At 57.7% G+C, this 23,625-nt stretch carries 24 protein-coding genes; 9 read left to right on the forward strand and 15 right to left on the reverse strand.

All coding sequences use genetic code 11. The features are described 5' to 3' along the window. Nucleotides 1-209 precede the first annotated feature (209 nt). Genes ABJI08_RS18070 through ABJI08_RS18080 form a run of 3 tightly spaced genes read right to left on the reverse strand, consistent with a single transcriptional unit; the run spans nt 210 to nt 1,387 of the window. A complete protein-coding gene (locus ABJI08_RS18070) occupies nt 210-614 on the reverse strand; it encodes a c-type cytochrome (protein ID WP_348403252.1) in 405 nt (134 codons plus the stop codon). Beyond that, the gene (locus tag ABJI08_RS18075) at nt 611-1,006 is read right to left on the reverse strand and encodes a cytochrome c (RefSeq protein ID WP_348403253.1); all 396 of its coding nucleotides are present in this window, start codon (nt 1,004-1,006) and stop codon (nt 611-613) included. The genes ABJI08_RS18070 and ABJI08_RS18075 overlap by 4 nt, the downstream gene beginning before the upstream one ends. Nucleotides 1,007-1,024: 18 nt before the next feature. Continuing rightward, nucleotides 1,025-1,387, reverse strand: a complete 363-nt coding sequence (locus tag ABJI08_RS18080; protein WP_348403254.1) for a cytochrome c — start codon at nt 1,385-1,387, stop codon at nt 1,025-1,027. Between the two features lie 131 nt (nt 1,388-1,518). Here ABJI08_RS18080 and ABJI08_RS18085 point away from each other — a divergent pair, with 131 nt between their 5' ends. Then, complete coding sequence (locus tag ABJI08_RS18085) at nt 1,519-1,929, forward strand: PaaI family thioesterase (protein WP_348403255.1); 411 nt, start codon at nt 1,519-1,521, stop codon at nt 1,927-1,929. A 16-nt stretch (nt 1,930-1,945) separates the two neighbouring features. Further along, nucleotides 1,946-2,392: a DMT family transporter gene (locus ABJI08_RS18090; protein WP_348403256.1), complete on the forward strand. Its 447-nt coding sequence runs from the start codon at nt 1,946-1,948 to the stop codon at nt 2,390-2,392. Here the strand turns inward: ABJI08_RS18090 and ABJI08_RS18095 are convergent. The 4 genes from ABJI08_RS18095 to proS form a co-directional block, all read right to left on the reverse strand. Further along, nucleotides 2,389-3,072, reverse strand: a complete 684-nt coding sequence (locus ABJI08_RS18095) for an ABC transporter ATP-binding protein (RefSeq protein ID WP_348403257.1) — start codon at nt 3,070-3,072, stop codon at nt 2,389-2,391. The two genes, ABJI08_RS18090 and ABJI08_RS18095, sit on opposite strands and share 4 nt — an antisense overlap. Continuing rightward, complete coding sequence (locus ABJI08_RS18100) at nt 3,065-4,342, reverse strand: lipoprotein-releasing ABC transporter permease subunit (RefSeq protein WP_348403258.1); 1,278 nt, start codon at nt 4,340-4,342, stop codon at nt 3,065-3,067. Before ABJI08_RS18100 ends, ABJI08_RS18095 begins: the two co-directional genes overlap by 8 nt. 51 nt (nt 4,343-4,393) lie before the next feature. Further along, nucleotides 4,394-4,891, reverse strand: coding sequence for a DUF2937 family protein (locus ABJI08_RS18105; protein WP_348403259.1), 498 nt, complete (start codon nt 4,889-4,891; stop codon nt 4,394-4,396). A 185-nt stretch (nt 4,892-5,076) separates the two neighbouring features. Further along, the gene (gene proS / locus ABJI08_RS18110) at nt 5,077-6,414 is read right to left on the reverse strand and encodes a proline--tRNA ligase (protein ID WP_348403260.1); all 1,338 of its coding nucleotides are present in this window, start codon (nt 6,412-6,414) and stop codon (nt 5,077-5,079) included. 211 nt (nt 6,415-6,625) lie between these two features. On the opposite strand from proS, the gene ABJI08_RS18115 reads away from it, so the two are divergent. From ABJI08_RS18115 to ABJI08_RS18135, 5 genes are all read left to right on the forward strand, one after another. After that, a complete protein-coding gene (locus ABJI08_RS18115; RefSeq protein WP_348403261.1) occupies nt 6,626-8,635 on the forward strand; it encodes an acyltransferase family protein in 2,010 nt (669 codons plus the stop codon). 62 nt (nt 8,636-8,697) lie between these two features. Then, nucleotides 8,698-9,771: an AI-2E family transporter gene (locus ABJI08_RS18120; protein ID WP_348403262.1), complete on the forward strand. Its 1,074-nt coding sequence runs from the start codon at nt 8,698-8,700 to the stop codon at nt 9,769-9,771. A gap of 4 nt (nt 9,772-9,775) precedes the next feature. Then, nucleotides 9,776-10,456, forward strand: a complete 681-nt coding sequence (locus ABJI08_RS18125) for a chromosomal replication initiator DnaA (RefSeq protein ID WP_348403263.1) — start codon at nt 9,776-9,778, stop codon at nt 10,454-10,456. Nucleotides 10,457-10,547: 91 nt separating this feature from the next. After that, nucleotides 10,548-12,722: an RNA degradosome polyphosphate kinase gene (locus ABJI08_RS18130; RefSeq protein ID WP_348403264.1), complete on the forward strand. Its 2,175-nt coding sequence runs from the start codon at nt 10,548-10,550 to the stop codon at nt 12,720-12,722. Between the two features lie 52 nt (nt 12,723-12,774). Continuing rightward, entirely contained in the window at nt 12,775-14,322 is a 1,548-nt protein-coding gene (locus tag ABJI08_RS18135) for a Ppx/GppA family phosphatase (protein ID WP_348403265.1), read from the forward strand. A 69-nt stretch (nt 14,323-14,391) separates the two neighbouring features. On the opposite strand, the gene ABJI08_RS18140 is transcribed toward ABJI08_RS18135, so the two are convergent. Genes ABJI08_RS18140 through ABJI08_RS18160 form a run of 5 tightly spaced genes read right to left on the reverse strand, consistent with a single transcriptional unit; the run spans nt 14,392 to nt 17,621 of the window. Then, nucleotides 14,392-14,748: a hypothetical protein gene (locus ABJI08_RS18140; RefSeq protein ID WP_348403266.1), complete on the reverse strand. Its 357-nt coding sequence runs from the start codon at nt 14,746-14,748 to the stop codon at nt 14,392-14,394. 31 nt (nt 14,749-14,779) lie between these two features. After that, the gene (locus ABJI08_RS18145; RefSeq protein WP_348403292.1) at nt 14,780-15,805 is read right to left on the reverse strand and encodes an endonuclease/exonuclease/phosphatase family protein; all 1,026 of its coding nucleotides are present in this window, start codon (nt 15,803-15,805) and stop codon (nt 14,780-14,782) included. Beyond that, nucleotides 15,805-16,482 (reverse strand): molecular chaperone DjiA, encoded by a 678-nt coding sequence (locus ABJI08_RS18150; protein WP_348403267.1) that lies wholly within the window; start codon nt 16,480-16,482, stop codon nt 15,805-15,807. Before ABJI08_RS18150 ends, ABJI08_RS18145 begins: the two co-directional genes overlap by 1 nt. Nucleotides 16,483-16,524: 42 nt before the next feature. After that, nucleotides 16,525-17,019 carry an N-acetyltransferase family protein gene (locus tag ABJI08_RS18155; RefSeq protein WP_348403268.1) on the reverse strand — a complete coding sequence of 165 codons (495 nt, stop codon included), beginning with the start codon at nt 17,017-17,019 and terminating at the stop codon, nt 16,525-16,527. After that, nucleotides 17,016-17,621 (reverse strand): VOC family protein, encoded by a 606-nt coding sequence (locus ABJI08_RS18160; RefSeq protein WP_348403269.1) that lies wholly within the window; start codon nt 17,619-17,621, stop codon nt 17,016-17,018. Before ABJI08_RS18160 ends, ABJI08_RS18155 begins: the two co-directional genes overlap by 4 nt. Nucleotides 17,622-17,702: 81 nt before the next feature. Between ABJI08_RS18160 and nhaA the strand changes: the two genes are divergently transcribed. Further along, nucleotides 17,703-18,899 (forward strand): Na+/H+ antiporter NhaA, encoded by a 1,197-nt coding sequence (gene nhaA / locus ABJI08_RS18165; protein ID WP_348403270.1) that lies wholly within the window; start codon nt 17,703-17,705, stop codon nt 18,897-18,899. Between the two features lie 98 nt (nt 18,900-18,997). On the opposite strand, the gene scpA is transcribed toward nhaA, so the two are convergent. Together scpA and ABJI08_RS18175 are read right to left on the reverse strand one after the other, a co-directional pair. After that, entirely contained in the window at nt 18,998-21,124 is a 2,127-nt protein-coding gene (scpA, locus tag ABJI08_RS18170; RefSeq protein ID WP_348403271.1) for a methylmalonyl-CoA mutase, read from the reverse strand. A 21-nt stretch (nt 21,125-21,145) separates the two neighbouring features. Continuing rightward, the gene (locus ABJI08_RS18175) at nt 21,146-22,105 is read right to left on the reverse strand and encodes a hypothetical protein (protein ID WP_348403272.1); all 960 of its coding nucleotides are present in this window, start codon (nt 22,103-22,105) and stop codon (nt 21,146-21,148) included. A 111-nt stretch (nt 22,106-22,216) separates the two neighbouring features. Between ABJI08_RS18175 and ABJI08_RS18180 the strand changes: the two genes are divergently transcribed. After that, nucleotides 22,217-22,687: a DUF4174 domain-containing protein gene (locus tag ABJI08_RS18180; protein ID WP_348403273.1), complete on the forward strand. Its 471-nt coding sequence runs from the start codon at nt 22,217-22,219 to the stop codon at nt 22,685-22,687. A 28-nt stretch (nt 22,688-22,715) separates the two neighbouring features. On the opposite strand, the gene ABJI08_RS18185 is transcribed toward ABJI08_RS18180, so the two are convergent. Next, nucleotides 22,716-23,624, reverse strand: a complete 909-nt coding sequence (locus ABJI08_RS18185) for an aldo/keto reductase (RefSeq protein WP_348403274.1) — start codon at nt 23,622-23,624, stop codon at nt 22,716-22,718. Nucleotide 23,625: the final 1 nt, after the last annotated feature.

Genomic DNA, 23,625 nt, shown 5'->3' on the forward strand with positions numbered 1-23,625 from the left:
ATCATCCAGCGGGCTTTCAACAGGGTTTATCCGTGCGATATCCCATTCGGCCCGGCTTGACCACGTGCCCCACACGCCTCACGGTTAATTGTAAAGTTCGCGATCAAAGCAGCCCGCGCTCCAAGCCCTCGCAACACGGACGCGATACCGACGCAGCACAGATCCAGTATTTTATAACCACGTCAGGGCGATAGAACGGGCATCTCAGGTCAACGCTGAATGCTCTCCAAGTAGATCAAGAGCGCCGCTAACGGGCGTGGTGTAGGCGTGAATATACCGTCGCCGGTCTCAACCGGTACCAGATCACCCTCCAGCAAATCGCCAAATTCAGGCATGTCCACCCCGGCGACCGGGCCGCGGTTATATCCGTCAATCTGGCTCAGGACATCCGCCACCGGAAAGCTTCCTCCGGCCCTGCGCGAGATTGTGGCTAAATCGGTTGGGCCTGGAGTCAGGCTGGGCGCAATTGCACCATCCCCACGACCATCGGCACCATGACAAAGCGCGCAGTTCTCAGCGAATATTTGTGCGCCCTCAGGCGCTTCCGGCATCTCAGCCTCGGCGCAGGCCAGCACCAAAGCGCACAGGCCAATCCCTTGAAACAAAACCTTCATTTCTGAATGCTCTTGAGATATTCGACAATATCCGTAATCGGTTCAGAGGTCATAATAGGCTGGCCGCTGGCTGTCTTCATCGCCACATCACGCCCTTCGAAAAAGTCGCCATAAACCGGCATCGGGCTGCCATGGCTGACCAAAGGATCACGTCCGTCAATTCGTTTTATCACGCGCACCAACGGAAATTCACCATCATTCGATGCGCTCAACTGTGTCAGGTCCGCAGGCTTGATCACCATCACCCCGGCCATCGGCCCTTGTCCCATCAGGTCAATCCCATGACAGGTGGCGCAATTATCTCGATACAGAGCCGCGCCTTCTTTGGCATCTCCGGCAAGACAGGCGCCCGAAAGCCCCACGATCAGAAACGAAAACACAAGCTTTTTCATAGCACTATCCTCTTGTTTTCACCTTTGCAGGCTTTCGATATAGTCAACCAATGGTCCCAACCTAAGCTCTTCTCCACCCAAAGCCGGGCCAAATTCCGGCATGGCCCCACTAAAATGATCTGACCGTGCATAACCATCAATCACGTCGGTCACATAAAGCGCAGGAAATGCACCGGCATTGTTTCGCGCCAGCGCCGTCAAATCGGACGGTGGCGTGATGAGCTTATCTGCAAAGGTACCGTCACCCAGTCCTGTAACACCATGACATTGTGCGCAGTTCTGCTCATACGTCACACGACCGGACTTCAAATTCATGCTGCATCCGTTCAGCACAACGATCCCGCTAATCGAAATCAAAACCGCCCAAAACCTCCAACCCATATCGTCTCTCCCACTATATCCTCGCCCTCAGCTTGTCATGATCGTGAACCTGCGGCTTTGATCCCGATCATACCGCGTGACATCCCGTCATACGCCCGCCATTCTCTGCAAAATGTAAACGGGAGTTCTCAATGACTATGACTGTCGCCAATGCGCAGGCGGTGCTCACATCCGCCTTTGCCCCCTGGGTTCAGGCGCTTGACCTGACCATCACCGGGATCACGCCAACGGCTGCGACTTTGATGATGCCGATCACCGCCGATCTGACGCGCGTGGGGGGCATCATTTCTGGTCAGGCGCTGGCAGCCATGGCCGACACCGCCATGGTGTTTGCGGCGATGGGTCATTTGGGCGAAGCCAAACCCGTGGCAACAACCAATCTTGACACCGTTTTTCTGCGCCCCGGGACAGGCGAAACGATCAGATGCGACGCCGAAATCGTGCGCGCGGGCAAGGCGTTGATCTTTGCCAAAGCAACAATGATTGCAATGCCTTCGGAAAAACCCGTTGCAACGGCCACAGCCACATTCTTTGTCCCGTGATTACAGGAGCTTATTGATGTCATCCACGTCGTTTTATGCGTTGACCATGCTGATCGCGGGAGTTGGCATTCCAATTCTGGCCGCCCTTAACGCTGCGCTGGGTCAACGGCTTGGCTCACCGCTCGCGGCCGGGGTTGTCCTGTTTGTTGTTGCATTCTCATGTGCCTTCATTGTCAGTGCGGCCAGCGGCCATCTTCCTCGGCTGAGCACCCTTCCCGCGGCCCCAAAACACCTGCTTCTGGCAGGATGTCTGGTGGCCTTCTATGTCCTGTCAATCACATGGATCGCACCAAAGTTCGGCATCGGGAACGCCGTTTTCTTTGTGCTGCTTGGTCAACTATTGTCCGCCGCCGCAATCGATCATTTCGGCCTGTTTGGCGCGCAATCCTCGCCGATTTCGCTGACGCGCGCTGGCGGAATTGCCCTGATGGCCGCCGGCGTCTGGATGACTCAATTGGCCTAGGACGCCACCAAAACACCGTCCTGTAACTTGACAACCCGGTCCATGCGCGCGGCCAGTTCCATATTGTGTGTCGCGATCAAAGCAGCCAGACCAGTACCGCGCACCAATTCCATCAACGCCGCAAAAACCTGATCCGACGTGCCAGGATCCAGATTTCCGGTTGGCTCATCTGCCAACAGAATTCGGGGTTTATTGGCCAAAGCTCGACAAAACGCAACGCGCTGCTGTTCACCGCCCGACATCGCCGCCGGTCGATGGCTTGCCCGCTCTGCCACGCCAACCTGCGTCAGCAATTCCATCGCATTGGCGTCCGCCATTTCGCGCGCAACCCCATTGGCCAATTGCGGCAAACTCACATTTTCCAGCGCATTAAACTCGGGAAGCAAATGGTGGAATTGATACACAAAACCAACGTCCCTGCGTCGCGCCACGGTACGCCGTCTGTCCGACCGCCCACTTAACAACTCACCGCCAATTTCCACGTCGCCCGTATCCGGCGCGTCCAGCAAACCCGCAATATGCAACAGCGTCGATTTACCCGCCCCGGATGGTGCCACCAAGGCGACCATTTCGCCAGCCTGCAACGTCAGGTCAGCCCCGCGCAACACTTGGACTTCACCCGGCAAGCCTTTGTTATACAGTTTAGTAATGCCACTCAGCTTCAGCACAATGTCACTCATATCTCAACGCCTCCACCGGGTTCATCCGCGCAGCGCGTCGTGCAGGAAAGATTGTGACGATAAAGGACAACCCCAGCGACAAAACAACTGCGCTTAACACATCCGCAAACTCAAGCTTCGCTGGCAGGTGATATATGCCGCGAATGGCCGGGTCCCACGTTCCGCCTCCCATGATCATGTTTACAAATCCGAACACCGGGTCGATATAAACAGCAAACAGGCAACCCAAAATCACGCCGAGCAGAGTTCCAATAAGGCCAGTAAAGGCTCCGCAAATAAAGAATATTCTCAATATTGATCCTTCGGTCAGCCCCATAGTGCGCAAAATGCCAATGTCGCGCCCCTTGTTCTTTACCAACATTATCAGCCCGGAAACGATATTCATTGTGGCAATCAAAACCAGAATGGACAGGATGATAAACATGACATTGTCCTCAACCTCAAGCGCGCGCAAAAACCCGCCCGAAGCGTCCCGCCATGTCCATACCAGCACCCGATCACCGCCTGCCTGCATCAACGGCACCGCCATCGCGTCAACCTGATCCGGCACATCAACCATCACTTCAATTTCATCCGCCACTCCGTCGCGACCAAAGAAGGATTGTGCTTCGGCAAACGGCAAATAGGCGCGCGTGCGGTCAATGTCATATCGCCCGGCTGAAAAGATATAGACGACCTCATAGGCGTTGATGCGCGGCGACGTTCCAAAGGCAGTTTTTACGCCGTTCGGAGAGATGATCTTGATCCGGTCCCCAACCGACGCGCCCAGTTCGCGCGCAACGCCTGATCCTATTGCAATGCCCTCTGCAAACCGTGCAATGTCACCATCCCCAGTTTCCGGGTCGGCAATGCGCGGCAGTTGGATCAGGTTTTCAGATCGGATTCCAAACACTTCCACGCCAGCGTTGCGGTTACGCAAACTGGTCATCACCTGCCCTTTGATCAAGGGTGCCGCGCGCACCACGCCGGGCACGTCGCGCAGTTTTTCTGCCATCGTGTCAAAGTCGCGGATCGTGCGATCAATTGTGCCTGCCTCGCTTACCGTGCCGGTCTGATAGATCGTCACATGCGCGTTGGCCCCAAGGATCGTGTCGACAAATTCAGCCCGAAACCCGGACCGCACCGACAAGGTTGCAATCAGCGCAAAAACCGCAAGCGTTATGCCGATCAGGCTGATCCATGTCATTACGCTGACACCGCCTTCGGCCTTGCGCGCCCGCAAATAGCGCCAGGCAATCATCCACTCAAAAGGGGCGAAAGGGGGGGTCATGTCTGCTCCGTTTATTGTTGGCCGCGACCCTAAGAGCGCACCTGAGTAGGGTCAAGCCGCGCGGCGTCTCCGAAATGGCATGCGGATCAAACCAATCACAAGCGCCATCAGACACATCCCCGCCACAAGACCAACGCCGCCAAATACGGCGCCTTCAAATGACAGCGGCATGGCAGGCCGATAATCCTGCCAGGCCGCCTCGGCAATTTCCGCGTCAGACAGGCGTCCTGCGTGATAGGCCCGCATGAAAGGACCGGCGTTCTGTAACGCTCTCAGATCAGAAGTCAGACGATCATACCGGAACAGCGTGCCTTCCATCGTCTGCGCACGCGCCGCGCCCATCGCACCACCATCTGCCAGCTCCGCCAGGGCCTCCTGCCGGCTCAGCCCCAAACCACGCGCGTCGGCATCAAATTCGCTCACAAACCGCGTCAACTCATCAACGGCGCCAGCCAGACGTTGGGTATATTGCTGCGAATACTCGGGAAATTGCGACAACCCCGCCGCGCCCGATAACCCACCGGCCAATACAACAACACGCCCAATCATCCGTGCCCCCTCACAACTGACACCCCGCGATACCACAGCGCCGCGCCAATTTCAGCCTATTGCCAGACACAGCCAAGCCCGCGCGCGTTCTTCTGCCGAAGACGTCGCCCCCCTGCGCCAATCCCGAGGCCCCAAAGGGCCGAGATATCCTGCGCGCCAAAGGCGCACATTGTGGTTACGAAACTTTAGAAGCCGGCGTAAATGCGTGCCACTTTTTCGATAGCCAATTCGGGTGTCAGCTCTTCGCTGTCTCCGGTCCGTCGACAGGTCAGCTCGACCACACCGTTTTTCAAGCCACGCGGGCCCACAGTGATACGCCACGGCAAACCAATCAGATCCATCGAGGCAAACTTGCCTCCGGCCCGCTCCTTGCGATCATCATAAAGCGGTTCCAGTCCCAGCGCAGTCAGCGACGCATACAGTGCCTCGCAGGCTGCGTCGGCTTCTGCATCGCCTTGTTTCAAATTCACAATTCCGCAATGGAACGGTGTCACACCTTCAGGCCAGATGATGCCCTTGTCGTCATGGCTTGCCTCGATAATCGCGCCCAACAGACGCGACACACCGATACCGTGCGATCCCATATGCACAGGCAGCGACGGGCCCTCGGGCGTCTGAACGGTCGCGCCCAGCGCTTCGGAATACTGCGTACCAAAGTAAAAGATCTGCCCCACTTCGATGCCACGCGCTGTGCGCTGACGCGCCTCGGGGATCTTTGCAAATTCTGCCGCATCATGGGTCTCATCAGTGCGCGCATAGCGGCTGGTGAATTCTTCCAGAACGCCCTGACACTGCGCGACATCGTCAAAATCGATGTCCCGGTCGCCAAATTTCAGGTCAGTGATATCGCTGTCATAAAACACTTCGGACTCGCCGGTGTCTGCCAGCACCAGAAACTCGTGCGTATAATCCCCGCCGATTGGCCCGGAATCCGCCCGCATCGGGATCGCCTGCAATCCCATGCGCTCATAGGTCCGCAGATAGCTTACCAAATGTCGGTTATAGGCGTGCAGCGCGTCTTCCTTAGTCAGGTCGAAATTATACCCATCCTTCATCAAAAACTCGCGCCCGCGCATTACGCCAAAACGAGGGCGGATTTCATCGCGGAATTTCCACTGGATCTGATACAGCGTCAGCGGCAGGTCCTTGTAGCTTTTAACATGGCTGCGGAACACATCTGTGAACATCTCTTCTGCAGTGGGCGAGAACAACATGTCGCGCCCATGTCGGTCCTGCATGCGCAGCATCTCTTCGCCATACCCGTCAAACCGCCCGGACTCGCGCCACAGATCAGCCGATTGCAACGTCGGCATCAGCATTGCGATATGCCCGGCGCGCGCCTGTTCTTCGTGCACAATGTTTTCCAGTTTGCGCAACACTTTGAACCCCATCGGCAACCAGGAATAAATTCCGGCACTGGCCTGTTTGATCATCCCGGCCCGCAACATATAGCGGTGGCTGACAATCTGGGCCTCAGAGGGTGTTTCCTTAAGCACAGGCAGGAAATAGCGGGACAGGCGCATGATGGCTCCTTGCAAAAAGCGTTGGTTGTCTTGTCGTTTATGGCTTTGTGATCAGGCACACAAGTGCGCACGACCCGCAATCACCTCAGCAAAACGAATTTGCCCCCCTGCAGCTGAGAAACAGACCGCTCCGCAAATTCTGCCTCGCCCGCTCAGATACATTGCGCCGCCAACGCTTCATGCTAAAAGACGCTTACTCCAAGAGGCAGACATGGCACGACAATACAGAACCGATATTGACGGGCTTCGTGCCATCGCGATCCTTGGGGTGGTGCTGTACCATGCCGGGTTAAAAATGATGTCCGGCGGGTATGCCGGTGTTGACGTGTTTTTTGTCATTTCCGGCTATCTGATCGGTGGCAATATTCTTGATGATCTTGAGGCGCATCGGTTCACCTTCCGTAACTTCTATACCCGTCGCGCGCGTCGTATTTTGCCGGCTTTGATTGTCATGGTGCTGGCCGTTATGTGTTTGGGCTGGTTTACCCTCATGCCCAATCCGTATCGCTATATGGGTGGCGCTGCGATCACATCCCTGCTTTCGCTGTCCAATATCTGGTTTTTGAACCGGATCGACTATTTCAACCCCGACGCCACGCAGGATCCCTTGATTCACACGTGGAGCCTTGGGGTCGAGGAACAGTTTTACCTGATAATCCCGCTGCTTCTACTGGTACTCTGGCGCTGGCGACCCGGCCTGATCGGACCCGCTCTGCTTGGCCTGATTATCGCCAGCCTCGCCATTACGCTGATCACCAGCGGCGAATACCGGATGCAGGCGTTTTATCTGTTGCACACCCGGGCATGGGAATTGTTGGCGGGTGTGGGCGTGGCTTGGGTTGAACGCAACCGGCCAATGGCCCGGCAGTTTCACACGCCATTTTACAGTCTTGGGCTGGGGCTGGTCCTGATCGGGTTGTGGAGCGTACCGCCCGCCGCGCCGTGGCCGGGGGTGTGGACCCTTCCGGTCGTGCTGGGCACCTCCCTGATACTGATTGCACCGCAGGCCTCGACAGCCTTGCGCGCATTGCTCAGCAATCCACCAATGCGCTTTATTGGCCTGATATCCTATTCTTTATATCTGTGGCATCAGCCGGTAATCAGCCTGTCCAAAGCCACTGACATCTGGCCCGAAACATGGCCCGGCATCGTGCTGGCGCTCGCTCTGATGATCGCCATCGCCACGCTCAGCTGGCGTTTTGTGGAACGCCCGTTTCGTATCTCGGGGCCGCTGCCCCGTTTCCGACCGCGCGCCCTGATGCTGGCTGTGTTTGCAACATTGCTCATCGCCATCGGCGGCGGCGTGACCAAAGGCTACCCCAGCCGCATCCCGTCAGATGTTCTTGCAGTCCTCGACATGCGCAACTCCCACAGCGAAAGCTATCGCCGCTGTACGTATTCACGCGCTCAGGTGCCGGACTTTGACCCTGACACGGCCTGCACATTTGGCGGTCCGGGCGTGCCGGATGTGCTGTTGTGGGGCGACAGCCATGGCGCACGGCTCAGCGAGCCTCTGGGCACGGCACTGGCCAAACAAGGCCATATTCTGCGTCAACATACGCTGTCCAGCTGCCTGCCACTGTCCAACTTAATCATCCGTGGTCAAACCCGCGCACAGCAATGTCCAATATTTAACGCACAGGTCCGGCAATACCTGAGCGCGCATCCTGAAATCACCCAGGTTGTCCTGTTTGCAACCTGGAAAAACTACATGTTCGACGTCACCGGCCCAAATATGAAAGGCTACTGGGGCGAAGATGGGTTTTACGCAGTACCTCTGAACCACACCGGCCCGATTGACCGGCAGATGCGGGAACAAGGCTTTGTTGATGCGCTTGCTGATCAACTCGCGGCGATCGCTCCGGGGCGCCATGTCACTTTGGTGCTGCCCATCCCGCGCCCGGATGTTGATGTTCCGCTGCATTTTGCCACCCAGACATGGCGCGGCACGCCCTTGCCGTCCACGTCGGGATATCCGCGCGCCATCGAAGACACGCTGGGCACCCCAATGCGCGCATTATTCAAGGCCGCCATTGCCGCTGCTGATCTGACGCCTGATCGGCTTAGCGTGATTGATCCCATCGACATGTATTGCAACAATTCGCAATGTGATCTGATCCGCGATGGACAGCTCTTGTTTAGCGATGGCAACCACCCCAGCCTTCCGGGTTTGGACCTGTTCATCCCGGCAATAATCGACGCAATTGTTACAAATCGCTGAGCTGGCCTTGAAACCTCGACGGGATTGGTCAATCTCATGGGGGAGCAAACAGGGAATCTGACATGGCATTGCCAGCGCGCGATCAGCTGAAATACTGGGGACTGGCCGCGGTCCTGTTTTTTGCCGCGCTCTGGTATCTCGGCGACGTCTTGTTGCCGTTCATTCTGGGCGGGGCCATCGCCTATTTTCTGGATCCCGTTGCAGACCGCCTCGAAGAAGCGGGTCTCAGCCGCACCGCCGCCACGGGCGTCATCACATTGTGCGGTGTGCTGATTTTTATCATTGCAGCGCTGGCCGTGGTGCCCTTGCTGATCAGCCAGGCGGTCGCACTGATCGACACAGTGCCTCAGCTCATCGCGGACTTGCAAAATTTTGTGACAGTGAATTTCCCAAGCGTTTCGACCCCGGACTCTGTGGTACACAAATCGCTCGTAACGTTGGGCGAGGCTGTTCAGGAACGCGGCGGCGCGCTCTTTCAGGGTGTGCTCAATTCGGCCCTGTCTGTCATTAACATATTGATGTTGATTGTGATTGTGCCCGTGGTGGCGTTTTATCTGCTGCTTGACTGGGACCGCATGGTGGCCGAGATCAATCGCCTTTTGCCGCTGGATCACGCGCCAACGATTCGTCTCTTGTCGACTCAGATTGACAGAACACTGGCATCGTTTGTGCGCGGTATGGGCACGGTTTGCCTTATCCTTGGCACCTATTACGCCGTCGCCCTGATGATCGTCGGCCTGCAATTTGGCCTTGTAGTCGGCTTTATCGCCGGGCTTGTGACCTTTATTCCATATCTGGGTGCCCTGATCGGGGGCGCGCTGGCCATCGGCCTGGCATTGTTTCAGTTCTGGGGGGACTGGTTGTCAATCGGACTGGTTGCCGGTGTCTTTGCCATCGGTCAGGTGATCGAAGGCAATTTTCTGACCCCCAAACTGGTGGGCAGTTCGGTAGGTCTGCACCCGGTCTGGCTTTTGGTGGCCCTGTCCGTCTTTGGCGCGCTGTTTGGGTTTGTCGGCATGCTAGTGGCCGTCCCGGTGGCTGCTTCTCTGGGTGTTTTGGCACGGTTCTTGGCCGGGCAATACATGACCTCGCGACTTTATCTCGGCCTCAGCGCCGACGCACAGGACAACGACTGATCTTATGGCGGAACAACTGAATTTTGATCTGCCCGTTCGGGCGGCCCTGGGGCGTGACGACTTTTTTGTCAGCCCGGCCAACGCGTTGGCACTTGGGCTGGTCGAAAACTGGCCCAATTGGCCCGGGAACAAACTTATCCTGTCCGGCGCCACTGGCGCGGGGAAAACCCACCTTGTGCATGTATGGGCAACCCTGTCCGGCGCGCGTATTGTCGCCGCTTCAGACCTGACCACAGATGCCATCCCCGATCTGGCCCGCGGCCCGGTCGCAGTCGAAGACGTACCTGAAATTGCCAACAGCACCGACGCGCAAACCGCGCTGTTCCACCTGCACAACCTCACCCTTGCCGAAGGTCACAGCCTGTTGCTCAGCGGCACAGGAGAGCCCGGGCACTGGGGCCTGACGCTGCCGGATCTGCTCAGCCGGATGCAGGGCACAACCGTCGCAGCGCTGGATAAACCCGACGACATACTGCTGATGGCGGTGATGGCCAAACAATTCGCAGACCGTCAGCTTGTGCCCGGCCCTGAAACGCTTCCTTATCTGATCAAAAACATGGACAGATCGTTTGAAACCGCCACCCGACTTGTGACCGCAATAGATCAGCTGTCGCTCAGCGAAAAGCGCCCGATCACCCGCAATCTGGCCAAACGCGTTCTTGAAAGCGGTTCAGAACAGGCCTGACATTTTCCAGCAAAACCAAAGCGATCTGGACGTTCTTTCAATCAGGGTCTAGACTTAGGATTATTCCCCCAGCTCCAATTTTGCGTGTGTAATGATCCAGTCTGACTTTCTGAAATCCAAATTCCCAAAACCTGTCGACCTGAACGATGTGGATATTACAGGCCCGCAACGCTTTAATAACCGCGAAATGAGCTGGCTCAGCTTCAACTGGCGTGTTCTGGAAGAGGCGGGAAACCCGCGCGTCCCCCTGTTGGAACGCCTGCGCTTTCTGTCGATCTCCGCCACCAATCTTGATGAATTTTATACGGTGCGGGTGGCTGGCCTGCGCGAACTTGTCCGTGAAGGCAACGCAAGCCCGGCTCAGGACGGGCTGACGCCCGCAGACCAGCTGGTCTTAATCAACGCAGACGCGCGTACCCTGTTGCACGAACAACAGCGCATGTTCATTTCATTGCGTGGTCAGATGGAAGCCGAGAATATTCTTATTCTCGACCACAAATCCCTGACCGACGAAGATAAATCCTTTCTGGCAGACGTGTTCCTGAACCGCGTGTTCCCGGTTCTGTCGCCGTTGGCGATTGACCCGGCCCACCCGTTCCCCTTTATCCCGAACACCGGTTATTCGCTGGCCCTGCAACTGGAACGCAACAGGGACAAACGCGCGCTGCACGCGCTGTTGCCGATCCCTCACCAGATCGACCGCTTCATTTTTCTGCCCGCGACCGAAGGCAAAACACGGGTTCTGCCGCTCGAAGAATTGCTTCTGTTGCATCTCGACAGCCTGTTCCCCGGCTACAAAGCCAAAGGGCATTGTGCGTTTCGTGTCCTGCGCGACAGCGATCTGGAGGTCGAGGACGAGGCCGAAGACCTCGTGCGTGAATTTGAGGTCGCGCTGAAACGCCGACGCCGTGGCGAAGTTGTGCGCATGAAAATCTCTGATGACGCGCCCAAAGCGTTGAAATCATTGATCATGCGCGAATTGCATGTGCGCGACGACGAAGTTGTCGACATCGACGGCATGATTGGTCTCGCGGATCTCAGCGAACTGGTGCTTGACGAACGCCCCGATCTTTTGTGGCCCTCTTTCACGCCGCGCGTGCCCGAACGGGTTCAGGACCATGACGGCGATATGTTCGCCGCCATCCGCCAGAAAGACATGCTACTGCACCACCCCTATGAAACTTTCGATATGGTGGTGCGTTTTCTGGCACAGGCCGCGCGCGATCCCAACGTTGTGGCCATCAAACAGACGCTCTATCGCACGTCCAAAAAATCCCCGATTGTCGAAGCCCTTTGCGAAGCTGCCGAAGACGGCAAATCTGTCACCGCTCTGGTCGAACTCAAAGCGCGCTTTGACGAGGCCGCCAATATCCGCCAGTCGCGCCGGTTGGAACGCGCCGGTGCGCATGTGGTTTATGGTTTTCTCGACCTGAAAACCCACGCCAAGATTTCCACCGTTGTGCGCCGCGAAGGCGACCAGCTTGTGACCTACACACACTATGGCACCGGCAACTATCACCCGATCACCGCCAAGATTTACACCGACCTCAGCTTTTTCACCTGTGACGTTAACCTCGGGCGCGACGCCACCAAGGTGTTCAACTACTTGTCTGGCTATGTTGAACCGGAAAAGCTCGACAATCTGGCAATTTCCCCGATCTCGCTCAAAGCCCGTCTGATCGAAATGATCGGAAAAGAAGCCGACCACGCCCGCGCGGGCAAACCAGCCGTGATCTGGGCCAAAATGAACTCGATCATCGAACCCGAAGTGATCGACGCCCTTTATGCCGCCAGCCAGGCTGGCGTTCAGATCAGCCTTGTCGTGCGCGGCATCTGCGGATTACGTCCTGGCATCAAAGGGCTCAGCGAAAACATCCGCGTGAAATCCATTGTCGGGCGTTTTCTGGAGCATTCGCGTATTGTCTGTTTTGGCAATGGCGCCGGATTGCCATCGAAAAAGGCGCGGGTCTATATATCTTCGGCTGACTGGATGGGGCGCAATCTCAACCGCCGCGTTGAAACTCTGATCGAAATCCGTAACGCCACCGTCAAGGCTCAGATCGTCAGTCAGGTCATGGCCGCCAATCTGGCCGATGTCGCGCAAAGCTGGGTCATGCAGCCTGATGGTTCATTTGAACGCACCAAAGTGCCCGAAGGCGAGTTTGCGTTCAATTGCCACAGGTTCTTTATGGAGAACCCTTCTTTGTCAGGCCGTGGCTCTGCCGGCGCGTCGGACGTGCCCAAACTGACCCACACCGAAGATTGACCCGGACGTCACGCTGGCGCACATTGGAAACCTGACGAGCTCGGGAATGATTATGGACGGTAATAGCGACCCCGCAAAAGACTGGGGCCCTTTTGGGCGCCCCCTGTTTAATGACCCCGAAGCCCGCGCATTGGCGCGTGTCGGCGTAGTGGATGTCGGATCCAACTCGGTTCGGCTTGTGGTGTTTGATGGCGCCGCGCGCAGCCCCGCCTATTTCTACAACGAAAAAATCATGTGCGCGCTTGGCGCAGGTCTGTCCGAAACCGGACGCCTGAACCCGCATGGCCGACGTCGCGCCTTGTCAGCCATCCACCGTTTTCAACGACTCGCCGAAGGCATGGGGCTGGATCAGCTCACCGCCGTGGCCACCGCCGCCGTGCGCGAAGCCGACGACGGCCCGGATTTCTGCGATGACGTATTGCGCGAAACCGGTGTCACCATCCACGTCATCGATGGCACAGAAGAAGCCCGTCTTTCTGCCCAGGGCGTGCTGCTTGGCTGGCCCGGCGCCTACGGCCTTGTCTGCGATATTGGCGGCTCCTCGATGGAGCTGGCCGAGATTAACAATGGCGAAGTCGGCCGCCGCGTGACCTCTCAGCTCGGGCCGCTCAAACTGCGCGATATCAAGGGCGGTAAAAAAGGCCGCAAAGCCTTTATTGATAACACACTGGACAAGCTTCAGGCGGAAATGGGCACGCAAAAAAATCGCCTATTCCTTGTGGGTGGCTCATGGCGCGCCATTGCCCGGATCGACATGGAACGGCGCGGCTATCCGTTGCATGTGCTGCATGAATACCGGATGACCGGCAAAGCCGTCCGCGCAACTGCCAAGTTTATTGCAGAGAATGACCTTGAAGACCTGCGACAGCGTTGTGGTATTTCCTCCAGCCGAATGGAGCTGGTGCCCATTGCTATCGAAGTGCTCAAAGGAGTCGTGCGCCGATTTAAGCCCCACGATATCGCCGTCAGCAGCTATGGCATCCGTGAAGGCATGCTCTACGAGCAAATGCCAGATCGGTTGCGCAATCGCGACCCATTGATCGAAGCCTGCCTTTTTGCCGAAGCCAAAGACGCGCGCATGCCCGGTTTTGGTAAGGCGCTGTATAATTTCATCATGCCGCTGTTCAAATCGGCGCATCCCGAACGGCAACGGCTCGTCAAAGCCGCCTGCCTGTTGCACGACGTCAGCTGGCGCGCACATCCTGATTACCGGGCTCAAACCTGTTTTGACAACGCCACCCGTGCCAACCTCGGCGGTCTCAGACATTCCGAACGGGTTTTTCTCGGCCTCGCCCTGCTGCACCGCTATCGCAACAAACGCGAAGGCACCGGGTTCGAAGATCTCTATGACCTGATTAACGAAACCGACCAGACACAGGCGGAAATTCTGGGCAAGGCCATGCGCTTTGGCGCCATGTTGTGGATGCACAGTTCCGCTGATCTTGGCACGCTCAAATGGCGCCCCAAGAAACGCGAATTGCATCTCAGCCTGCCTGCCTCTGCCGAACCGCTGTATGGCGAGGTCGCCGCAGCGCGCTTTCAGTCACTGACAAATACGCTCAAGGCCACATCCCACGTAAAGATCGGTCGCGCGAGCTGATCATAACCGGAACTTCTCCCGAAATCTCCCGGAGCACTCACCAAATCACAGCGCGGATTTTGCCGACCCTCAAAGGTCGGTTTCACCGCTCTCTGGCACAGTTGCCTCTTCGTCCGGCGTTTTGCGACGCAGGATAATATCCCCATTGGGCAGCGTTTCCGGCGGGTGATATGCGCTCCAGTCTTCCACTTCGGACATCAGGTCACGAAATGCCGGCCCCATTTCCAGAAAGAACGACTGCATCTCCGGGCCAATCTCCTGTGCAAACCCCTGCAGCTCTTCAATGGCTGGTTCCATTTGCAATTGCAGCCCCTCAAGGAAAAGCCGCGCGCCCTCTTCCATCAGGTTATAGCCTTCATCCTCTTCGGCCTGAACACCCATCGGCGCCGTCAGCGCGATACACAAAGCAGTCATTATTGGTTTCATGGCTTGGATATGGGCCTCCCGCCCTGACGTTTCAAATGTCGATGTCCAACACCACCGGAAAGTGGTCAGATGCCGTCAACAGCGCCGAACGCAACTCGGGCACCTGCCAGCAATCGTGATCGTCAAACGGGTGCCAGATACGCCAGCGCGGATTTCTCTCGCGCAGATCCTGTGAAATCATCACATAATCCAGCAGCGCCTGCAAATACCGCCCCTGTTTTTTCAGGAAGAACCTTGCCGATGTCGGTACCGGCCCCAACCGCCGCCGCAGCGCCTCTTGGGCATGGGGATCAAACAGACAAGGCCCGTCCTCCTGCCCCAGAACGATCTCTATCGAACTGCGCCCAAACAGATGCTCATATTCATCCAGACCCGGACCATCGTTCAGATCACCCAACAGGACCAGCGCCTCGCCCTGTTGCAAATGCGCTGTAATGCGTCCGCGCAACCAGATTGCCTGCGCCAGTTGTTTGCGCCGGTTGGCAATGCTGATCTGCATCACCTGATCCCGATTGCGCGCACCGTGCGGCGCCTTGGACTTCAAATGCGCGCCGATCAAGCGCAGACGCGTTCCGGCCTTTGTTTCAATCGACAATTCCAACGGCGGTTTTGAGAAACGCACCAGATCTTCGGTCGCATCAATATCCAGATCAATCCGAAACACCCCGTCAAAGCGCGGCATATCTGGCGCGCCCTTCTTGCCGGTCTCGGCCCCAATCGGATCATGGCGCGCACTCAGCTTGTCAGGATCATAAAGCAACGCGATTTCCTGCTGGGTATCGTTTTTGAACCCCATCACCGCCTTGTGCGCGCGCAAATCAAAAGCACGCGCAAAATTCTCCAGCGCCGTCACCGTGTCGCGATGCCCGTTCTTGTCCGGCGCTTCGATCACCATCACTGCATCCGCGTCCAGTGCCGTGAACACAATACCCAACGCTTCGACCTGCTGCGCCCGCGTCACGTCCCAACGCCCGGACCAGCCGTCATCGGCAATCAAGGCGTCCTGATCATCAAACAAAGAGTTAAACCATTCCACGTTATACGTGGCAATCCGCATCACGCCGCCTCGTTGATCTGGTCCCACGCGTGATTGATGTCGATCATGCGCTTTTCGGCCAGCTTGATCGCTTCTATGGGCACGCCCCGTGCAATCATGCTGTCCGGATGGGTTTCGCGCACCAAACGGCGCCAGACTTTGCGGATGTCGGCCAATGGCGTACCGGGTTCAACACCCAAAACGCTATAGGGATCGGGTTCCGCATCCGGCACATAGCGCGCGCGCATGGCCTGAAACTCAAGGTCCGGCATATCGAGAATTTCCGCCACCCGCGCCAAAAAGGCGTCTTCGTTCGGATGGTACGTCCCATCCGCCACCGCGATGTGGAACAACCCTTCCATCAAGTCGCAAAACCCATGGTTGCTGGGGCCAAACAACCCTCTGATTCGATAGGCATATTCTTCGAAACCGGCGACATCCTGACGGGCAAGGTTGAACACCCGCGCCGCCTGCGCTTCGTCTTCTTGCGCAATCTGGAACACTTCGCGAAAGGCCGTGACCTCGTCGCGCGTGACCAGCCCGTCAGCCTTGGCCATCTTTGCGCCCAGCGCGATTACGGCAATGGTAAACGCAATCGACCGTTCCGGCGGCGTGCTCAGACGTTCAAAAACGGTGGACAGGCTTTCGCCCTTGGCCAGCGCTGACAGCGCTTCGGATATGCGGGTCCAGATCGACATGCTCAGACTGTATCCTTTGCAGATGCAGAAGTCATCGCCGCATCACAGCAATTTTTGCATCAGAACCAAATCCATCCAGCGTCCGAATTTTCGCCCAACCTCGGGCATGTGCCCGGCATGTTCAAACCCCATCCGCGCATGAAACGCCACGGCCGCATCGTTTTCCCCGCCTATGCATGCAACAAGCACATGCACGCCATCTCGCCGTGCGCCGTTCTCAATGGCTTGCATCAAATCACGGCCTAAACCGCACCCGCGTGCAGTGTGATCCAGATAAATCGTGTGCTCAAACGTATGCCGGTATCCCACACTGCCGCGGAATTGCGCCCAAGTCGCAAAACCCAACACCTGATCATCGTTGTCCGCATCATCGTCCACAGCCACCAACACAGCCGCGCCGCGCGCCTCTATGATGTCCAACACCTCGGAAACTGACTTTTCCGTTTTGTTGAACGTGCTCACGCCCTCTCGGATTTCCGTGTTCCAGATACGCGTGATCGCATCCGCGTCGTCCACTATGGCTTGCCTCAACTTCATGTCAGCACGCGTTCGCCATGCGGCGTATCAAACGAGGCCTGCAATCCGGCATCTCCGGGCACAAACACAACCCGCGCATCATCCAACGCAACCAGATCGCGCAAAGCTTTGGCCTCGGGATGTGCGATCTCCAACCTTCGCAAACGGCATCCGGACGCGCTCAGCAAATCCCCCGGTGTCTTTGCGACATTCCACTGGATCAATGCCGGGAACAGATTATCATACGGCAACACGCCTGAACCGGGCACCGCCATGCGCCAACTCAGATCGCCCCGTACCAGCGACACGGGTTGTCCGGCATCTACCGGAAGTTTCGCCAAAGCCTGATCCAGATCATCCACCCGGCAAATCCAGTTCTGCAAACGCGGTCCGCCCTCAAACCGATCCAGATCGAACCAGCGCGCGCGGCCCGGATCGGGTGCCTCGGGGTCGATTGCAATCGCCTCAAGGTACAATCCATCGCCCAATCCCAACAGGCGGTTATGCGTGCCGAAATGGGCATGTTTCCCCCCGGGCAGCAATTTTACCCCCAGCGCGGTTTCAACATGATCGACTGCGTCAATTAAATTTTCGCCAGCTATGGCAATATGGTCAAGTTTCACGCAAAATCCCCATTTTCTGGTATTGATTGGGCGGCATTACGCCCCATGTGTCGAAACAGAATATTCATACAGGGATTCAAAATGGTTTTGCGTGCAATTGAAAAGCTTTTTCGACACGAGGCCGCCGGTGGCGTCGCGCTAATGGTCTCGGCCGCGCTGGCTTTGATCGTGGCCAATTCCGCCTTGTCGGGCAGCTATGAAGCCTTCCTTAACAGCGTGCTCAGCGTCACGGTGAACGGCACCGGTCTGGAAAAGCCGCTGATCCTGTGGATCAACGACGGCTTAATGGCGATCTTCTTCTTCCTGATCGGGCTGGAACTGAAGTACGAAATTGTCGAAGGCCGTCTGCGCAACCCACGCGACGTGATTCTGCCCGGAGCGGCAGCCGTGGGCGGCATGGCACTGCCCGCCATCGTCTATGCCGCCATCAACTGGGGCAATCCTGAAACCATCAGCGGATGGGCCATCCCTGCGGCCACAGACATTGCGTTCGCGCTTGGTATTCTGGCCCTTGTCGGCAGCCGCGCACCAATTGCGCTCAAAGTGTTCCTGCTGACCCTCGCCATTCTGGATGACCTTGGCGCTATCCTTGTGATCGCGATTTTCTATACCGCAGAGCTCAAGGTCAATTACCTGCTGATGGCGCTGATCCCGCTGGCCGGGTTGTTCCTGCTGCAAAGCCAGCGCTCGCACCGGGTTGCACCGGCATTGTTGCTGGGCGCTGTCATGTGGGTGCTGGTCCTGAAATCCGGCGTGCACGCCACGCTCGCAGGTGTCGTGACCGCCTTCCTGATCCCGATCCACGACAAGAACGGCGGCTCGCCGCTGCATGCACTGGAAAAAGGTCTCGCGCCCTATGTTGGCTTTGTCATCGTGCCGATCTTTGCCTTTGCCAATGCGGGCGTTGTGCTCAAAGGCATGTCCCCGGCAGACCTGCTGAACCCCGTCCCGATGGGCATCGCGCTTGGGCTTATTCTGGGCAAACAGATTGGCGTGTTTGGCACCACGTGGGCAATTGTCAAACTTGGGTTTGCCCGACTGCCGGACCGGGTCACATGGACCCATATCTATGGTGTCTCCTGTCTGGCCGGGATCGGCTTTACCATGTCGCTCTTTATCGGCGGTCTCAGCTTTGCCTCGCCTGACCTGATGAATGATGTGCGCGTCGGAGTTCTGACCGGGTCCATTATCTCGGCCATCATCGGCTACGTGGTGCTGTCCCGCGCCAAAAACCCGGCACTCGAGACGGACGAAGAGACGGAAACCGAAGCCGCATAAGGCTTGGCGCCCCGCGCTCATTAAACAAAAAAAAGAGGCGCCGATTTCCCGGCGCCTCTTTTTGTATCTCCTGCGGACCACTGGCCCACGACCTAGCCCTATCCGCGCGCGGCGCGGATCAGTTTCAGAATATCCTGTGCAGCTTCGGGAATATTGGTGCCCGGCCCAAAGATCGCCTTTACGCCCGCGTTTTGCAGGAACTCGTAATCCTGCTGTGGGATCACGCCACCGCAAATCACAATGATGTCCTCTGCGTCTTTATCCTTCAACGCAGCGATCAGCTGAGGCGCCAGCGTTTTGTGCCCTGCCGCCTGCGAGGAAATGCCAACCACGTGCACGTCATTGTCCAGCGCGTCCTGCGCGGCCTCATCCGGTGTCTGGAACAGCGGCCCCACGTCGACGTCAAAGCCGATATCGGCAAAGGCCGTGGCAATCACCTTGGCGCCCCGATCGTGCCCGTCCTGACCCATTTTCACCACCAGCATCCGAGGACGGCGGCCCTCTTCTTCGGCAAACGCATCCACCGATTTCTGAATTGCGGCAAAGCCTTCGTCGCCCTCATAAGCCGCGCCATAGACCCCGGCCAATGTCTTGACCTCGGCCCGGTGACGGCCAAATTCGTTTTCCATTGCCATGCTGATTTCTCCAACAGATGCCCGTGCCCGGGCGGCCTCAACCGCTGCCGCCAACAAATTACCGCCTTCTTTGGCAATACGCGTCAGGTCGGTTAATGCTGCCTGACACGCCGTCTCGTCACGCTCAGAGCGCAAAGTCTCCAGACGCGCAACCTGGCTTTCACGCACAGCCACGTTGTCGACGTCCAGAATGTCCATCAGGTCTTCGCTTTCTTTGCGATACTTGTTGACCCCGACAATCACTTCGTCGCCCTTGTCGATCATCGCCTGACGCGTCGCCGCACTCTCTTCGATACGCAGCTTGGGCATGCCCGTGGCCACCGCCTTGGTCATGCCGCCCATCTCTTCGACCTCTTCGATCAGCGCCCAGGCCTTTTCGATCAGCTCGTTGGTCAGGCTTTCGATGTAATAGGACCCTGCCAGCGGATCGACCACATTGGTCACGCCGGTCTCTTCCTGCAACACCAGCTGCGTGTTGCGCGCAATCCGGGCCGAGAAATCGGTTGGCAGCGCAATCGCTTCGTCCAGCGCATTGGTGTGCAACGACTGTGTGCCGCCCAACACCGCGCTCATCGCCTCATAGGCGGTGCGGATCACGTTGTTATAGGGGTCTTGCTCCTGCAAGCTCACACCCGACGTCTGGCAATGGGTGCGCAGCATCTTGGAGCGTTCAGATTTCGCGCCAAACTCGGTCATGATCCGATGCCAGATCGTGCGCGCCGCGCGCAGCTTGGCAATCTCCATAAAGAAATTCATGCCAATCGCAAAAAAGAACGACAACCGCCCGGCAAACTTGTCCACATCCATGCCCGCATCCATCGCCGCACGCACATATTCACGCCCGTCCGCCAAGGTATAGGCCAGCTCCTGTACAAGGTTCGCGCCCGCCTCTTGCATGTGATAGCCCGAGATCGAGATCGAGTTGAATTTCGGCATTTCATTGCTGGTATATTCAATGATGTCCGAAATGATCCGCATGCTTGGCTCAGGCGGATAGATATAAGTATTGCGCACCATGAACTCTTTCAGAATGTCGTTCTGAATGGTGCCCGCCAGCAGGCTCTTGTCATGCCCCTGCTCTTCTCCGGCAACGATAAAGTTCGCCAAAATCGGGATCACGGCGCCGTTCATGGTCATCGACACTGACACTTTGTCCAGCGGGATACCGTCAAACAGCACCTTCATGTCCTCGACACTGTCAATCGCCACACCGGCCTTGCCGACATCGCCAACCACGCGCGGGTGATCGCTGTCATACCCGCGATGCGTGGCCAAATCGAAGGCCACCGAAACGCCCTGTTGACCCGCAGCCAGATTGCGCCGGTAAAACGCGTTGGATTCTTCGGCTGTCGAAAACCCGGCATATTGACGGATTGTCCACGGACGCCCGGCATACATTGTCGCCTTTGGTCCACGTGTGAACGGCCCGAACCCCGGCATGCTGCCCATATGCGGCAGGCCGTCGGTGTCAGCTTCGGTATAAAGCGGTTTAACGTCGATGCCTTCCAGCGTGTTCCACGTCAAATCGTCCAGCGGACGACCCCGCAGTTCTTTTTCGGCCAGTTCGGTCCATTTCTTGGTGTCGGTCATGACGTCTTCCTCGTTTATCTTTTACGCACCGGCCAGCGGGGTATTCCCCGTCTGATCAAATGCGGCTTCCTCTATCAAAAATGCCAGACCATCCGCCCCGGCGCGCAGCCAGTGCATATCGTCGGCATAAATCTCTCTCAGGGTTGCGGACTGCACCGCATCAAACGGCCGCCAACGGCCCCAACCATCGGGCAAGCCCAAATCCGTCTGCCCCCGATCGCGCAAAACCTGTCGCAGCTCGCCCAGCGCGGGCGCTTCTTTCAGCACGATCTCTTCGCCATTGCGTGGCATGGAAAAGCGTCCCGCCACAGCATATTCCACGATGTCATGATTGCGCCCGCCCAGCCGCTCATACGGCGCGACCAGAATATCCGCACCCGGCACAGCACAGGCCAGATCGGTGATCACGTCACGCCAGCTGCGCGGCTGCGTCACAAGCCGGTCCAGCGCGCCCGCATTTGGCACGCGCGCGCCCTGTGGCACAGCCCAGCTTAATGACGAGGTCCAGAAATCTTCCAGCGAACGCACGGTCAGGATCACGCGGCGCACCTGCCCGCCAAAGGCGTGGCTCATGCGCGCCATGCGTTCCCCGGTTGCCGGGTACAGCCGCTGACGGCGTACATTGTCACCCAAACTGCCCAGCATGTTTGGCTCAATCACCAAAAGGTCACTGACCTCACGGCGCTGCAAACCGGCCACGCGCAACGCGACCCGGCCAGCCCCGCGCGCGCGACGTCGCGCAACACCTGACCGCCCCGATGCCAGAAACAGGCCATCCATCAACCCATGGCGTGTGTCGCGCGGCGTCCAGACCTCTGTGTCATGCGCGCGCAGATGCGCCCTTTGCCCCGCAAGATAGGCGCAAAAGCTGGTCAGCCCGGTGCGATGGGCTCCAACATGCAAAATCACATCCACGGCGGCGCGCCCTTTGTCCAAGACCGCACGACCGCGTGCGGCCAGATATGTCTGGACCGCCATCATGCCGCAACAGGGATGGATATCGGCTTAACACGGAAAATTTTCCCGTCCCAAGCACAATTGGATGTCGCAAAACGGCGTGCGCTGCATATATTGACCATAGCAGGAGACATCATGACCCACCGCTTAGCCTTTGTTCTGACAGCTTTTCTGGGTGCCAATGGCGCCCTGGCGCAGGCCGCTGAAACGGTCGACGCCACCAGCGATGCGTCTACCGAGCAGGACGCACTGTTTGCAGATGGCCAAACCGCCACGCTGGATGACTTTCTGTGGCTCAAACGGCCGGTGGTCGTTTTTGCAGATTCTGACCGGGACCCCCGGTTCACGCAGCAAATTGACCTGCTGAACGCGTTGCCCCATGAAATGCTGGAACGTGACGTGGTTGTGCTGACAGATACCGACCCCGCAGCTGGCTCCGCCCTGCGCGAGGCTTTGCGCCCCCGTGGGTTCATGCTCGTGGTGATGGGCAAAGACGGCAAGATATATCTGCGCAAACCCGCCCCACGCAATATCCGCGAAATTTCGCGCACAATCGACAGCATGCCGGTGCGCCAGCAGGAAATCCGCGACAGCCATTCCCGGTAACGGATCGTGATATGTATGTGTGCGGCCCTCATGGCATCGACGTCCCTTTGGCCGCTTCCAGAACCGCATACCAATCCCGGCGCGTCATCTGCACATCATAGGCGCGCGCCGAGGCGGTAATCCGCTCGGGCGATTGCGTACCAATCAGGGCAAACCCTGTTGCCGGATGCGCCAACACCCAAGCCAGTGCTGCATGATCCACGCCAACTTCATTGCGATGCGCTATCTCTTCCAGCACGGCCAGAACCCGAGCGTCCACACTGCCCGGCTCACCACGCGCACCGGGCACCAACCGACCACCACCCAGCGGCGACCACGCCATCAAGGCCAGCCCCAGTTCCTGGGCGATATCGGTTGATCCGTCTTCCAGCGCCCCCACACATGTTGGCGAAAACTCGGGCTGAGTGGCCACCAGTGGGAAATCCAGTTTGGACTGCAACGCGCGGATTTGTGCAGGGCTGAAATTCGACACGCCCGCTGCGCGAATTTTGCCATCCGCCCGCAACGTCGTCAGCGCGCCCGCCACCTCGTCATAGGACGCCAGCAAATCAGGTCGATGGATCAGGAACACGTCAATCCGGTCGGTTTTCAAACGTGCAAGCGATGCTTCACAACTGTTGATCAGTGTATGCGCGCGACTGTCATAAGGGATGGGTGGATGAATACCGCCCTTGGTTACCAGAACAATCTGATCCCGCAGACCGGGCGACCCGGCAATCACATCGCCCAGCACCTTTTCCGCACCACCAAACCCGGCGGTGCCACCATACACGGCCGCTGTGTCCATCAAGTTGGCCCCGATGGCCAAAGCCGCATCTATCTTGGCCTGCGCCTCGTGTGGCGCAAACCCTGCAAACCGCCAACAACCATAGGCAATCCGACCCGCCTCAAACGGACCGATATCTGCACGTCTGGCAATTGGCAGCGCGTCTTTCATA

The sequence above is a fragment of the Shimia sp. genome, assembly GCF_039969785.1.
Taxonomy (GTDB): Bacteria; Pseudomonadota; Alphaproteobacteria; order Rhodobacterales; family Rhodobacteraceae; genus Shimia.